Source organism: Sutcliffiella horikoshii, assembly GCF_020524325.1.
In the GTDB taxonomy this organism is placed as follows: Bacteria; Bacillota; Bacilli; order Bacillales; family Bacillaceae_I; genus Sutcliffiella_A; species Sutcliffiella_A horikoshii_D.
Genome location: NZ_JAIVKY010000005.1, coordinates 210,888 through 223,745, shown reverse-complemented (window position 1 = coordinate 223,745; position 12,858 = coordinate 210,888). Strand labels below are relative to the sequence as shown.

Genomic DNA, 12,858 nt, shown 5'->3' with positions numbered 1-12,858 from the left:
TGTTTTAGCTTACTGAAACAGATGGGTAAAATCAAGTAATAGGTCACACAGAAAAACGAACCTCATACAGGTTCGTCAAAGTAGCCTATGCCACTAAACCTCTAGACTTAACATTTCTTTTCTTAACTGCTCTAATTTAGATTTCGTTTTCTTCATTTTTTCCTTATCACTCTCTTGTATTGCTTCAAACAAAACTGCCAATTCATAATCGATTTCCATTCGTAAGACCGCACGCTGATTTTCCTCTTTTTTCTTTTTCCAAGGTGTCGCCACTTGTTTCACAATAATTCCCTCCTTCATAAAAGTTTCTAGGTTCCAAAGGATTCAATTTTCTAATGGTTGCTATATCATATGAAGGGAATGAAAGTTGGTAACTAAAATGTGCAGTTACCTAAAAAGAAAGTAAAAGGTTGAAAAATCTAATCTTTTGGCAGAGAAAAATGGCTATGATAAAATGAGTAATATAAAAAAGCAATAGTTAGAAACGGGGCGACTACATGACAAACAAAACTTTCAATGGTTTTAAGAAGGAAGATTTTGAAGTATTTACAATAGATGGTCTTGAAGAAAGAATGGAAGCTTTAAAAGCTCAAATACAGCCTAAATTTGAACAGCTAGGCCAGTATTTCTCACCTTCCCTAACCGCCATGACTGGTGATGAAATGCACTATCATGTGGCCAAGCATGCAAGAAGAACCAAGAACCCTCCTAAAGATTCCTGGGTTGCTTTTGCAAACAATGCACGAGGATACAAGATGTTACCACATTTCCAAATTGGTTTATGGGAGACACATATATTTGTCTGGTTTGCGGTTATTTACGAAGCACCGATGAAAGAAGCATTTGGCGAAGTTCTGCTTAAGAATGTATCCTCTATCCGAGAGAAGATTCCTTCTGACTATGTCTGGTCCAAGGATCATACAAAGCCTGAGGTTATCCGTCAATCTGATATGAATGAGGAAGCTCACAAGGAGCTCTTCGAACGTTTGATTAATGTTAAAAAAGCGGAAATACTTTGCGGTATTCAAATTCCTAAAGAAGAGGCAGTTAAACTTTCTGGAGATGAAACTGTTGCGCGTATCGAAGAAGCTGTTCAAACAGTTAAAGGGTTGTACAACTTAACGAAGCAGACGGTGGAAGCTTAAACAAAAAAATCTCAGAACCATCAAGGTTCTGAGATTTTTTACTTTGACATTTTCACCTGTTCGCCTGGTTTCATGTCTTTTGCTTTTTTAATTGTACGATAGACAGAGAAACCACTAAGTTCCTCATATTCATTTGCAAGGTTACGTTCTTCTGCCTTGCCTGGCACGATCTCTTTAAACCTGCGATATAAGGATAAAAGCTGGTCACGTTCTACACCTTTGCTATAAGTGAGTTCAACCGCTTCATAAAGTGCAATAACATCTACAATCTCGTCTGTAGACCAATCATAGGAAATGGGATAAGAGAAATCCATAATTTCACCTCATTATATGTATAGTGGAAAAGTAAAGTATATCATTTTCCTTCTCTAGTTTGTCCACTTCTCTCTAATATTTTCCGCTTCCTTCACCATTCTCGACAAGAGCTGCTCCACAGTGGGCACATCCTCAATCAAGCCCATTACCTGGCCAGCCCACGCATAACCAGTACTCGTATCGCCATTATAGATATACCGTTTGTTCGCTGTGCCACTAATATAGTCTCTTAATCCTTCATAACCTTTTGCTTCCTGTTCTAGCTGCAATATTTGATCGGTCCATTTGTTTTGAATGGCTCTTGCAGGTGCACCAAGACTTCTTTTTATGACCACTGTATCATTTTCCGTTCCGTCTACAAGTCTTTCTTTATATGTAGGATGAGCATGCATGCACTCCTTGGTTGCGATAAACCTTGTCCCCATTTCTATCCCTTCCGCACCAAGTGCTAATGCCGCCATCAAGCCTCTCCCATCACCAATGCCTCCTGAAGCGATTACAGGGATGTTTAAGGCGTCTACAACTTTAGGGACTAATACCATGGTACCCAGGTCGTTTTTACCTAGATGACCGCCTCCCTCCTGTCCTACGACCATTACGGCATCAGCACCTAGTTCTTCAGCTTTTTCTGCTTGTCTGCGAGCAGCAACAAGAACTAATTTTTTGCATGTTGAACCCTCCAGCCTTTTGAAAATTGGTGAAGGATTACCACCTGTCATGGAGATGACTGGAACATCTTCTTCTAAAGCAATATCCAACATATGCTCAAAAGGTCTCCCATGTTGGCCAATTGCATAGTTCACTCCAAATGGCTTATCTGTCATTTTTCTAACTTTCCGAATCTCTTCTCTTAATAATTCTGGACTTTCTAAACTCATGGCCGTTATCTGGCCAAGACCTCCTGCATTTGAAACCGCTGCAGCCAGATCTGCGTACGCTAAATATGCAAGTCCACCTTGTATAATCGGATATTTAATATCTAATAGTTTCGATACTCTTGTCTCCCATTTCATGTTCATCTTCCCCTTTCTATCTCTCTTTATATGTTTCTTTATAATATGACAAATTCCTGCTATGCAATGTAGGGGATAAATGCTATAATTTCATTTGTTTTATGTGAATGTTTGTTCTGCGTAATTAGATGCGTTAAGATAAACGAAACCGAAACTAAGTTAAATTAAAGAGGTGCATAAGTAAGTTGACATATTCTCAAAACGATACGCCATTATTTACTGGACTTTTAAATCATGCCAAAGGGAACCCCGTTCAATTCCATATTCCCGGACATAAAAAAGGAGCCGGCATTGACCCTGAATTCCGAGAATTTATCGGTGAAAATGCTCTTTCCATAGATCTAATTAACATTGGTCCACTTGATGATCTTCATCAGCCAAAGGGAATGATCAAAGAAGCACAAGACCTTGCAGCAAAAGCTTTTGGAGCTGACCACACATTTTTCTCAGTACAGGGTACAAGTGGAGCCATCATGACAATGGTGATGGCAGTTTGCGGGCCTGGAGAGAAAATCATCGTGCCTAGGAATGTTCATAAGTCCGTCATGTCTGCCATTGTTTTTTCAGGAGCTGTACCAATCTTTATTCACCCAGAAGTGGACAAAGACCTAGGAATCTCTCACGGCATCACGACAGACTCTGTTGAAAAGGCGCTTCAGCAACATCCTGATGCAAAAGGCGTTCTGGTTATAAACCCTACTTATTTTGGTTTTTCAGCTGATTTAAGTCAGATTGTTGAAATTGCTCATTCATTTAACGTGCCTGTACTTGTAGATGAAGCGCACGGGGTTCATATACATTTCCATGAAGAACTTCCTTTATCAGCTATGCAAGCCGGAGCTGATATGGCTGCGACGAGTGTCCATAAGCTTGGAGGTTCTATGACACAAAGTTCTATATTGAATGTACGAGAAGGATTGGTGAATGTAAATCGCATCCAAAGCATTTTAAGTATGCTAACCACTACATCCACTTCTTACCTGTTATTAGCTTCATTGGATGTTGCAAGAAAACGCCTTGCCACCGAAGGACACTTGCTAATAGAAAAGACAATCCAACTTGCTAATAAAACACGGGATGCTATTAATGAAATTGAGCATTTACATTGTGTAGGACCTGAAATTTTAGGCAGAAAAGCAACTTTTGACTATGACCCGACAAAACTGATTATTTCTGTTAAAAACTTAAACCTTACAGGATATGATGTCGAGAAATGGCTACGTCAAAAATATAACATTGAAGTGGAGCTTTCCGATCTCTATAACATTCTTTGTATTATCACACCTGGTGACTCGGAAGTGGAAACAGGAACGTTACTAGAAGCCCTTAAAGACTTATCAGCAGAGTTTCATCACCAGGCTGGAGATTCTGGCGAAAAAGTAAAGGTTCTACTTCCAGACATTCCAGTGTTAGCTATCGCACCACGGGATGCCTTCTACTCTGAGACGGAAGTTGTTCCATTTGAAAAATCCGCTGGCCGAATTATCGCAGAGTTTATCATGGTGTATCCTCCAGGTATTCCTATTTTCACTCCTGGTGAGATTATAACGGAAGAAAACTTGTCCTACATTACCAAAACACTAGAAGTAGGACTTCCTGTACAAGGTCCGGAAGATTATGAACTAAAGACATTAAGAGTCATAAAAGAACATAAAGCAATTCGATAAAATGAACAAAGAGCAGGTTCCCTCAAAATCAGGGGACCTGCTCTTTCTATTAATATATGATTCTAGGCTAGATCTTCGCTTTTTTCAGAGCACTGACAATCTGCACATTTTGCATAATAAGTCGTAACTTTTTCATCCTCAAAGTGATCCACCGCGCTGTTACAAGTTTGACAAATGATTGTACCCATACCCTTCAACCTCTTTCCTAAAAGAAATTTTTTTTGCAAAGCCGCCTTTAATGAAAGCGCTTTATGTTGTCTTACTTACATCATAAAGCCTCTAATGTGTTATGTCAATAACTAAATTGTATAACACATTAGATTTTAGTATTTAGGCTGTTCCATTTTTTCCTGCTATTGGACAATAAAAGCCGACTTGTCTTTTGATCGGGATTATAGGACGCTTCTATATGACCGTTCTCATCAATTTACGGTCTGTTTGGGCTTATAGTTTCCATTTACTCCATTCCATTAGACCGTTCACCAGGATTTCCTTCAACTCTGGTGTATAGGTTCTAATTCACTTTCAATTCGAAAGGCCAATGCCCTAAAAACAGGACACTGGCCTCGAAAGAGATTAACTTTTATTCGTATTGTTCTTGAAACGGACTTACAGGTATAGCCTCAGTGAAAAACTCAGCGAGATCTTCTGCTTGCTCTTGTGAATCAATTCGGAATACATGCTGAAGGTGGTTAAGGTCGGTAATGTCTTTAGGGTCGAGGAGGGTGGAACGGCCGGTTTGCATACAGATGACAAGGGGCTTACCAAAAAACATATTCGTGTACACGATACCAAAATCATATCTAACATCTTTAGTTGTAAAACCAACAAAGCGAACAGGAACATTCTCATTGTTATCATAAAGCTTGTCAAATAAGTTCATAAGGTACCTCCTTTTTATTTTTTGGTTATTCAGAATATTATTATAACTTATAAATTGCTTGATTTGCAAGAATTTTCACTTAGTGATTGTCAGCAGATTTCCTATAATGCTAGAATATATATAATGGAATAGTAATCTTAGGAGTGAATTCGATGGCCAGTAGCGCTTACATTAATTTAGTTCCCAAATCAAAAGAGAAAACGCTTACCGTTGAACATGTAAAAGAGTTATTAAACTACTATAAAGACATTACATCTAAAACCGGAAAACAATTAGGCTGGGAATACAGCCAGGCCGCTTTTCCCTATGAGTTAAAAGAAAAGCCTGAAGGAAAAGGACAGTGGTTTTACTTAAAGGGTACGGAGGATCGGTATAAGATGATCCTTATCGGTGTTGGCACACAGCTAGCCACTTCAGACGCGACTGAACCTCTCTCCTACATACAAGTTACTTTACACGACCAAAGCACCCACGGTGATAAAGCAAAAGCTAATGAACTATGTAAATTTCTCGCAAAGAAGCTAGAAGCAGAGCTTAAGCTATTTACAGGCAGCATCATGTACTATTATAAACGTTAAATAGAAAAAGCCCGCTCACAACCGAGCGGGCTTTCTTTTTTCATTCCGTTTCTACGCTAGCATCTTCAGTCCCAATTAGCTCTGGGTCAAGTATCTCGTATCCCTTTTCTTGAAGCCCTTTTACAATATCGGCTAACGCATCTTTGGTCCATTCCCGGTCATGCATTAACAGATTGGCTCCACTGTTCAGATATTCCGTATTAACCATTATATCTGCAAGTGCATCAGCATCCATATATTCTGTTTCCCAATCATAACCATATGTCCAATTCATAGGAATCATTCCCTCTTGCTTTACCAGTTCTATTGCATAATCTGTATTAGTACCAAATGGGGCACGAAAAAAGCGTGGGCGTTCTCCTGTAATTTCTTCTACTCGATCACTAAGCAATACAATTTCTTCATACTGTTCTTCTTCAGTAAGCTGCCTTAAGGACTTATGCGTCATGGTATGATTTCCAATTGGAAAGCCCATCTCATATATGTTTTTTAGTACTTGCTGCTCTTCATCCGTCTCAAGAAAATGACCATTTACAAAGAAAATAGCTTTTACTCCCAATTCTTTTAAAACCGTAGCCATTTCTAATGCATACCTATCAGGAGCGTCATCTATTGTTAATAGAACCACCTCGGAGTTTGCATCATCTGAGGGTTCTATAGCAGAAGTAGTAGGGTTTACGATATATTGGGGTTCTGGAGGGGAAGTTACTTCTACTTGGTCCTCGTTATCTGATTCTTGTTCTTCTTCATTCTCACCTTCGTCGGAGTTCACTACTTCATCTTCTGCAGGTTCTTCACTCATGTCTTCTGTTTTTGATGCAGGGACATCTTTTTCTTCCTCTTCCACTACAGAATCATTTTCTTCGGTCTGGTTTTCTGAAGCAGAGGTTTCTTGCTCATTATTTTCAACTTGTCCATTTTGCCCGCAAGCTACAAGGAGGAGCAATAATGATGCTGATAGTATCCATTTTTTCATATTCTTTCCTCCATACGTAAGTTTCACCTTTTATCATACTAGCATTTACTATATGAAGGCAATCTTTTTCCAGTTATTAAATTTTAACAAGAAAAATCAGCCACCAAAGACAAAATAGTAAAATAGACTCTGGAAACTAAAATAGAAAATAAAACTGATGGCAGTTGTCATCGCCGCATGCTTCTTTTTATGAATGATTGACATGGCGAGGGTATAACAGAGATAGATAAATATACCTAACAAAATAACTTTGGCCTGCATTTTATCTCTGACCGAAAACCATTCTATCAGACTATATGTCCCCCAAAAAATATTTTGTATTAAAAATACCACATAATTTTTCATAAAAGCAGCTCCTTACTGCATATTTCTAATTATTTAACCGATTTTTCATGATTGGAAACCTTTATAATTAATATGCCAGAAAGGAGCTATCTATTTTTCAATTATGTAACATTTACGTGACAAGGCCTTTTTACATAAAATTTAATGGTAGAATAGCACCAAATAGTAGAATAAAAAAGTAACTATTCATGATAATATATGTTGTTAGAAAGTGAGGATTGCCATGATTAGAGGCGCTGTTATCTTTTTCATGTTGTCTTTTTTCATTTTATCTTCCTGTCAAGAAAATCAATCGATAACTCACATTCAATTTCCTGATGATTCTCGTACGCTTGTTTTCTTTACGGACGAATCTAATTTACAGGATGAGAGTACATATTATGATGCGATCATTGATTTGAAAAATTCATTTCCGGATGAAGTTGCAAATTTAAAAGTTGTCCATTCTGAAAATGAAAAACTCTTATATAAGCAGTTTAATGTGAAAGCAACCCCTTCTTTAATTGTGGTTCATGACAATGAAGTAGTCACGCAGATAGAAGGCTCAAAGCCAAAAAAAGATATTGTTGTTTCCATTGAACAAGCATTAAATCAAGTTGGGGATTCCACCTATTAGTAGGAGGAATCCCTTTTTTGTGTGATATAAGCAAAAGTAAGAGCCTCCACATTAGCGGAGGCTCCTTAGTTTGTTCTATTACTTCACGATATGAATAGGGCTTCCCATTGCCACTTCTGCAGCTTCCATTGTGATTTCTCCCAATGTTGGGTGCGCGTGGATTGTCATGGCGATATCTTCAGCTGTCATACCAGCTTCAATAGCAAGACCAAGTTCAGCGATCATGTCAGATGCACTAGAACCAGCAATTTGAGCACCGATGATTAGTCCATCTTCTTTACGAGTTACAAGCTTTAAGAATCCGTCTGTTGCGTTCAATGCCAATGCACGGCCGTTCGCAGCAAAAGGGAATTTAGCAGCTGTTACTTCGATTCCTTCTTCTTTTGCTTGAGCTTCTGTGTAACCTACAGACGCAAGTTCTGGCTCAGAGAATACTACCGCTGGAATACCTAAGTAGTCAATCTCAGCTGGCTCACCAGCAATTGCTTCTGCAGCAATCTTACCTTCGTAAGAAGCTTTATGTGCAAGTGGTGGTCCATCAACGATGTCTCCGATTGCATAGATGTTAGAAACGCTAGTGCGGCACTGCTTATCAATTTTGACAACGCCACGATCTGTCATTTCCACACCAACTTGCTCAAGGCCAAGCTCATCTGTGTTAGGACGGCGACCTACAGTAACCAATACGTAATCAGCGTCGATTGTTTGCTCCTCGCCTTTTACTTCAATTGTTACTTTGACACCATCTTCTGTTTCTTCTACACCTTTAGCCATTGCTTTTGTGAAGATTTCTACGTTACCTTTTTTCTTTAGGTTACGTTTTACAAGTGAGCTCATTTGCTTTTCAAATCCAGCCAAGATCTCATCTGCAGCTTCCACAATAACAACTTCTGTTCCAAAGTTTGCATAAGCTGTACCTAGCTCCGTACCGATGTAACCTCCACCGATAACAACTAGTTTCTTTGGAATTTCTTTAAGTGCCAATGCACCTGTAGAATCAAGAACACGTTTAGAGTACTTGAAAGTCGGAATTTCGATTGGGCGAGAACCTGTTGCAATGATACAGTTATTGAACTTGTATGTTTGCGCTGAGTTTTCGTCCATGATACGAACTGTGTTTCCGTCTACGAAGTATGCTTCTCCAGAAACGATGTCTACTTTATTCCCCTTAAGTAGACCTTCTACTCCGCCAGTCAATTTCTTCACAACTCCTGCTTTCCATTCTTGAACTTTTGAGAAATCAACTGTTACGTTCTCAGCTTTGATTCCCATGTCTTCAGAATGTTGTGCTGTTTCAAAGCGGTGACCTGCAGAAATTAACGCTTTGGAAGGGATACATCCAACGTTTAAACATACTCCACCAAGCGTATTCTTTTCTACGATTGTTACCTTTTGTCCCAGTTGAGCCGCGCGGATTGCAGCAACATATCCGCCAGGGCCCGAACCGATGACAAGCGTATCTACATCAATTGCGAAATCTCCTACTACCATTTATTAACCCTCCATTAACAATAATTGTGGATCGTTCAATAGGCGCTTGATATGGTTAAGCGCATTTTGAGCAGTAGCGCCATCAATCATACGATGGTCAAAGCTTAGTGATAATGCAAGAACTGGAGCCACTACAATTTCTCCATCTTTCACTACAGGTTTTTCTGCGATACGGCCGATACCTAGAATCGCAACTTCTGGATGGTTAATAACCGGTGTGAACCATTGTCCACCAGCAGAACCGATGTTTGTGATTGTGCAAGAAGCGCCTTTCATTTCATCAGATGCCAATTTACCGTCACGTGCTTTTCCAGCAAGTTCGTTGATCTCATTGGAAATAGAGAAGATAGACTTTCTATCTGCATCTTTCACAACAGGAACTAACAAGCCTTTTTCTGTATCAGCAGCGATTCCGATGTTGTAATAGTGCTTGTGAACAATCTCATCTGTTGCATCATCAAGAGATGTGTTAAGTACAGGGTACTCACGTAACGCAGATGTAAGTGCTTTAACTACGTATGGTAAGAATGTTAACTTAATACCTTTATCCGCTGCAACTGATTTGAATTTCTTGCGGTGTGCAACAAGCTCTGTCACATCAATCTCGTCCATCAATGTTACGTGTGGTGCAGTGTGCTTGGAGTTAACCATCGCTTTTGAGATTGCACGGCGCATACCACTCATTTTCTCACGAGTCTCTGGGTATTGACCAGCAGGAATTGCTTGTTTTTCTTGTTTTGCTTCTGTTTTTGTTTCTTCTTTAGCTGCAGGAGCCGTTTCAGTAGTAGTTTCTTCTGCTTTAGCGCCTCCTCCGCTTAAGAATGCATCGATATCGCTTTTTAACACACGGCCATTGTCGCCGGAACCAGCAACTTGACGGATTTCAACGCCTTTTTCACGAGCATATTTACGTACGGAAGGCATTGCGATTACGCGTCTGTTTGGATCTACTTCTGCTTGTTCTTGAGCGCCAGCGCCTGTTTCAGCTTTTGGCTCTTCTTTTGGAGCTTCTTCTTTTTTCACATCTTGACCAGCTTCAGCTGTTGCTTGAACTTGTCCTTCTGTTTTTTCTTCCGCTTTTGAATCGTCGCTTCCGTGGTCGTCACCTTTAAATTTAAGGTCTTCATAACCTGGTGCGTCTAGTGTGATGATGGTTTGTCCAACAGTACAGACAGTACCTTCTTCCACTTTCAATTCCGTAACTTTCCCTTTAACAGGAGATGGAATTTCTACGACTGCTTTATCGTTTTGTACTTCACAAAGTACGTCATCTTCTTCGATTTCGTCACCTGGTTTTACGAACCACTTTACGATTTCACCTTCATGGATACCTTCACCGATATCTGGCAGTTTAAATTCGAATGCCACAGTATTCAACCTCCTATGATAGATAGCTTTTAAGGAATCTGTTTACGTCTGTAGATTTCCGTTCTAGGTGTTCGCTTTCCGCGGGTCGGTGCTTGAGCCTCCTCACAACGCTTCAGGGGTCTCAACATACCGGTACTTCCCGCAGGAGTCTCACACCTTGCACTACAATCTACAGATGAATTAGTATACGAGATTGCCTTCTTCTGCTTACTTTTGTATAAAATGGAGAGCCCACTCTTGGCTAGGCGAAGAATGGACTTCCGTATGGTAGTTCTGTTGAAGAACTTTTATATTAGAAGTTCAGAACTTTTTTCGCTGTTTCTAGAACATCTTTATGATTTGGCAACCATACGCTCTCTGCTTGAGAGAATGGGAATACCGTATCTGGTGCAGCAACACGTAATACCGGTGCTTCTAGGCTTAGAATTGCACGGTCATTGATTTCTGCTACGATGTTTGCTCCGATACCAGCTTGTTTTTGTGCTTCTTGGACAACAATTGCACGGCCTGTTTTTTCAACAGATGAAATGATTGTTTCGATATCCAATGGGCTGATTGTACGCAAGTCGATTACTTCTGCAGATACTCCGTCTTTTTCAAGTTGGTCAGCTGCTTTTAAGCACTCATGTACCATTGCTCCGTAAGTAACCATTGTGATGTCGGTACCTTCACGTTTAACGTCTGCTTTACCGATCTCAATTGTGTACTCTTCTTCTGGAACCTCTTGACGGAAAGAACGGTATAATTTCATGTGCTCCAAGAAAATAACAGGATCGTTATCACGGATTGCAGAAATTAGAAGACCTTTCGCATCATAAGGTGTTGCAGGGATAACTACTTTAAGTCCTGGTTGCTGTGCAACTAGTCCTTCTAGGCTGTCTGCATGAAGTTCAGGTGTGTGAACCCCTCCACCAAACGGGGAACGGATTGTTACTGGAGCGTTCCAGCGTCCACCTGTACGGTAACGCATACGAGCAAGTTGTCCACTAACAGAGTCCATTACTTCGTAAACGAAACCGAAGAATTGGATTTCCATTACAGGACGGAAGCCGGTTACACCGAAGCCGACAGCAAGTCCACCGATTCCTGATTCTGCAAGTGGTGTATCAAACACGCGATCTTCCCCGAACTCAGCTTGAAGGCCTTCAGTTGCACGGAAAACCCCACCGTTTTGACCAACGTCTTCACCGAAAAGTAAGACGTTTTCGTCATTTTTCAATTCTGTGCGTAACGCATCAGTGATCGCTTGAATCATTGTCATTTGCGCCATGGCTTACTTCGACTCCTTCTCTTTGTAGATTTCATTTTGCTCTTTAAGGTTATGAGGAAGCTCTTCATACATGAAAGAGATTAAGTCTGTGACTTTCTGTTTAGGTTGGTCATCTGCTTTCTTGATAGCAACCTTGATATCTTCTTTCGCTTCTTCAATTACTTTATTCTCTTCGTCTTCGCTCCAGATCCCTTTGTTTTCAAGGAATTTACGGAAGCGTACTAACGGATCTTTCTTTTCCCACTCATCATCAAGTTCAGAAGTACGGTAACGAGTTGGGTCGTCTCCAGCCATTGTATGTGGACCATAACGATATGTTAATGTCTCGATTAAAGTAGGACCTTCACCATTCACTGCACGCTCACGAGCGTCACGAGTTGCTGCGTAAACTGCTAGTGCGTCCATTCCGTCTACCTGGATACCAGGAATACCTGCTGCTACTGCTTTTTGAGCAATTGTACCTGCTGCAGATTGCTTTTCAACAGGCGTAGAAATAGCAAAACGGTTGTTTTGTACAACAAAGATTGCTGGTGCTTGGTAAGCCCCTGCGAAGTTGATACCCTCGTAGAAGTCACCTTGGGAAGCTCCACCGTCTCCAGTGTATGTAATTGCTACCGTCTTTTTCCCTTTTTTCTTCAGTCCAAGTGCAACACCTGCAGTTTGGATGATTTGTGCTCCAATGATGATTTGAGGTGGCAATAAGTTAACACCCTCCGGCATCTGGTTGCCGTGGAAGTGACCACGAGAGAATAAGAATGCTTGATATAAAGGAAGACCATGCCAGATCATCTGTGGCACATCACGGTATCCTGGTAAAATGAAATCATCTGCTTCTAGTGCAAACTGAGAAGCCAATTGGGAAGCTTCCTGTCCAGCTGTTGGAGCATAGAACCCTAGGCGTCCTTGTCTGTTTAAGCTGATGGAACGTTGATCAAGTACGCGTGTATATACCATACGGCGCATTAATTCTTTTAATTGGTCATCGCTAAGTTCAGGCATTGCAGCTTCATTTACTACTTCGCCTTCTTCATTTAAGATTTGGAACGTTTGGAATTGTTCTTCCACTTTTGCTTTCTGCTGCTTTGGATCAAATTTAGCATTTTTAGTTTTTGCAGCCATCTACGTCACCTCTTCCTTTCTATTAAGAGAACTATTTAATACATCATTACATACAAAAATAGGTTACCCAAA

General features: G+C 40.3%; 15 protein-coding genes. 4 read left to right on the top strand and 11 right to left on the bottom strand.

Annotated features, from left to right (window positions below):
• Positions 1 to 93: 93 nt before the first annotated feature.
• Positions 94 to 282, bottom strand: a complete 189-nt coding sequence (locus LC091_RS05950; protein WP_010192786.1) for a hypothetical protein — start codon at positions 280 to 282, stop codon at positions 94 to 96.
• Between the two features lie 215 nt (positions 283 to 497).
• Between LC091_RS05950 and LC091_RS05945 the strand changes: the two genes are divergently transcribed.
• On the top strand, positions 498 to 1,145 hold the full coding sequence (locus tag LC091_RS05945) for a YktB family protein (protein ID WP_226681066.1): 648 nt from the start codon (positions 498 to 500) through the stop codon (positions 1,143 to 1,145).
• Between the two features lie 38 nt (positions 1,146 to 1,183).
• Here the strand turns inward: LC091_RS05945 and LC091_RS05940 are convergent, their stop codons facing one another.
• Positions 1,184 to 1,459 carry a UPF0223 family protein gene (locus LC091_RS05940; protein WP_226681064.1) on the bottom strand — a complete coding sequence of 92 codons (276 nt, stop codon included), beginning with the start codon at positions 1,457 to 1,459 and terminating at the stop codon, positions 1,184 to 1,186.
• Between the two features lie 54 nt (positions 1,460 to 1,513).
• Positions 1,514 to 2,473 carry an NAD(P)H-dependent flavin oxidoreductase gene (locus LC091_RS05935; protein ID WP_226681063.1) on the bottom strand — a complete coding sequence of 320 codons (960 nt, stop codon included), beginning with the start codon at positions 2,471 to 2,473 and terminating at the stop codon, positions 1,514 to 1,516.
• A gap of 185 nt (positions 2,474 to 2,658) precedes the next feature.
• Between LC091_RS05935 and LC091_RS05930 the strand changes: the two genes are divergently transcribed.
• Positions 2,659 to 4,140 (top strand): aminotransferase class I/II-fold pyridoxal phosphate-dependent enzyme, encoded by a 1,482-nt coding sequence (locus LC091_RS05930; RefSeq protein WP_226681061.1) that lies wholly within the window; start codon positions 2,659 to 2,661, stop codon positions 4,138 to 4,140.
• A gap of 62 nt (positions 4,141 to 4,202) precedes the next feature.
• Here the strand turns inward: LC091_RS05930 and LC091_RS05925 are convergent, their stop codons facing one another.
• On the bottom strand, positions 4,203 to 4,328 hold the full coding sequence (locus LC091_RS05925; RefSeq protein WP_082380950.1) for a GapA-binding peptide SR1P: 126 nt from the start codon (positions 4,326 to 4,328) through the stop codon (positions 4,203 to 4,205).
• A 395-nt stretch (positions 4,329 to 4,723) separates the two neighbouring features.
• Positions 4,724 to 5,023 (bottom strand): DUF3055 domain-containing protein, encoded by a 300-nt coding sequence (locus LC091_RS05920; protein ID WP_226681059.1) that lies wholly within the window; start codon positions 5,021 to 5,023, stop codon positions 4,724 to 4,726.
• A 152-nt stretch (positions 5,024 to 5,175) separates the two neighbouring features.
• Between LC091_RS05920 and LC091_RS05915 the strand changes: the two genes are divergently transcribed.
• Positions 5,176 to 5,601, top strand: coding sequence for a DUF1885 family protein (locus tag LC091_RS05915; protein WP_226681057.1), 426 nt, complete (start codon positions 5,176 to 5,178; stop codon positions 5,599 to 5,601).
• A gap of 40 nt (positions 5,602 to 5,641) precedes the next feature.
• On the opposite strand, the gene LC091_RS05910 is transcribed toward LC091_RS05915, so the two are convergent.
• Together LC091_RS05910 and LC091_RS05905 are read right to left on the bottom strand one after the other, a co-directional pair.
• On the bottom strand, positions 5,642 to 6,577 hold the full coding sequence (locus tag LC091_RS05910) for a polysaccharide deacetylase family protein (RefSeq protein ID WP_226681055.1): 936 nt from the start codon (positions 6,575 to 6,577) through the stop codon (positions 5,642 to 5,644).
• 96 nt (positions 6,578 to 6,673) lie between these two features.
• Complete coding sequence (locus tag LC091_RS05905) at positions 6,674 to 6,922, bottom strand: hypothetical protein (protein ID WP_226681054.1); 249 nt, start codon at positions 6,920 to 6,922, stop codon at positions 6,674 to 6,676.
• A 211-nt stretch (positions 6,923 to 7,133) separates the two neighbouring features.
• On the opposite strand from LC091_RS05905, the gene LC091_RS05900 reads away from it, so the two are divergent.
• Positions 7,134 to 7,538, top strand: coding sequence for a thioredoxin domain-containing protein (locus tag LC091_RS05900; RefSeq protein WP_226681052.1), 405 nt, complete (start codon positions 7,134 to 7,136; stop codon positions 7,536 to 7,538).
• A gap of 78 nt (positions 7,539 to 7,616) precedes the next feature.
• Here LC091_RS05900 and lpdA read toward each other — a convergent pair whose 3' ends face one another.
• The 4 genes from lpdA to pdhA all read right to left on the bottom strand — a co-directional run bounded on the left by lpdA (position 7,617) and on the right by pdhA (position 12,786).
• A complete protein-coding gene (gene lpdA / locus LC091_RS05895; protein WP_223493194.1) occupies positions 7,617 to 9,029 on the bottom strand; it encodes a dihydrolipoyl dehydrogenase in 1,413 nt (470 codons plus the stop codon).
• Between the two features lie 3 nt (positions 9,030 to 9,032).
• Positions 9,033 to 10,397 carry a dihydrolipoamide acetyltransferase family protein gene (locus tag LC091_RS05890; RefSeq protein ID WP_226681050.1) on the bottom strand — a complete coding sequence of 455 codons (1,365 nt, stop codon included), beginning with the start codon at positions 10,395 to 10,397 and terminating at the stop codon, positions 9,033 to 9,035.
• Positions 10,398 to 10,689: 292 nt separating this feature from the next.
• Positions 10,690 to 11,667 (bottom strand): alpha-ketoacid dehydrogenase subunit beta, encoded by a 978-nt coding sequence (locus LC091_RS05885; protein ID WP_226681048.1) that lies wholly within the window; start codon positions 11,665 to 11,667, stop codon positions 10,690 to 10,692.
• A gap of 3 nt (positions 11,668 to 11,670) precedes the next feature.
• A complete protein-coding gene (gene pdhA, locus LC091_RS05880) occupies positions 11,671 to 12,786 on the bottom strand; it encodes a pyruvate dehydrogenase (acetyl-transferring) E1 component subunit alpha (RefSeq protein WP_226681047.1) in 1,116 nt (371 codons plus the stop codon).
• Between the last annotated feature and the right edge of the window lie 72 nt (positions 12,787 to 12,858).

Excerpts from the sequence above, each read along its gene's own strand:
- LC091_RS05940 (WP_226681064.1), bottom strand. The coding sequence starts at position 1,459 with ATGGATTTCTCTTATCCCATTTCCTATGATTGGTCTACAGACGAGATT.
- LC091_RS05905 (WP_226681054.1), bottom strand. The coding sequence starts at position 6,922 with ATGAAAAATTATGTGGTATTTTTAATACAAAATATTTTTTGGGGGACA.
- LC091_RS05910 (WP_226681055.1), bottom strand. The coding sequence starts at position 6,577 with ATGAAAAAATGGATACTATCAGCATCATTATTGCTCCTCCTTGTAGCT.
- LC091_RS05925 (WP_082380950.1), bottom strand. The coding sequence starts at position 4,328 with ATGGGTACAATCATTTGTCAAACTTGTAACAGCGCGGTGGATCACTTT.
- LC091_RS05935 (WP_226681063.1), bottom strand. The coding sequence starts at position 2,473 with ATGAAATGGGAGACAAGAGTATCGAAACTATTAGATATTAAATATCCG.
- pdhA (WP_226681047.1), bottom strand. The coding sequence starts at position 12,786 with ATGGCTGCAAAAACTAAAAATGCTAAATTTGATCCAAAGCAGCAGAAA.
- LC091_RS05915 (WP_226681057.1), top strand. The coding sequence starts at position 5,176 with ATGGCCAGTAGCGCTTACATTAATTTAGTTCCCAAATCAAAAGAGAAA.
- LC091_RS05885 (WP_226681048.1), bottom strand. The coding sequence starts at position 11,667 with ATGGCGCAAATGACAATGATTCAAGCGATCACTGATGCGTTACGCACA.
- LC091_RS05945 (WP_226681066.1), top strand. The coding sequence starts at position 498 with ATGACAAACAAAACTTTCAATGGTTTTAAGAAGGAAGATTTTGAAGTA.
- LC091_RS05920 (WP_226681059.1), bottom strand. The coding sequence starts at position 5,023 with ATGAACTTATTTGACAAGCTTTATGATAACAATGAGAATGTTCCTGTT.
- lpdA (WP_223493194.1), bottom strand. The coding sequence starts at position 9,029 with ATGGTAGTAGGAGATTTCGCAATTGATGTAGATACGCTTGTCATCGGT.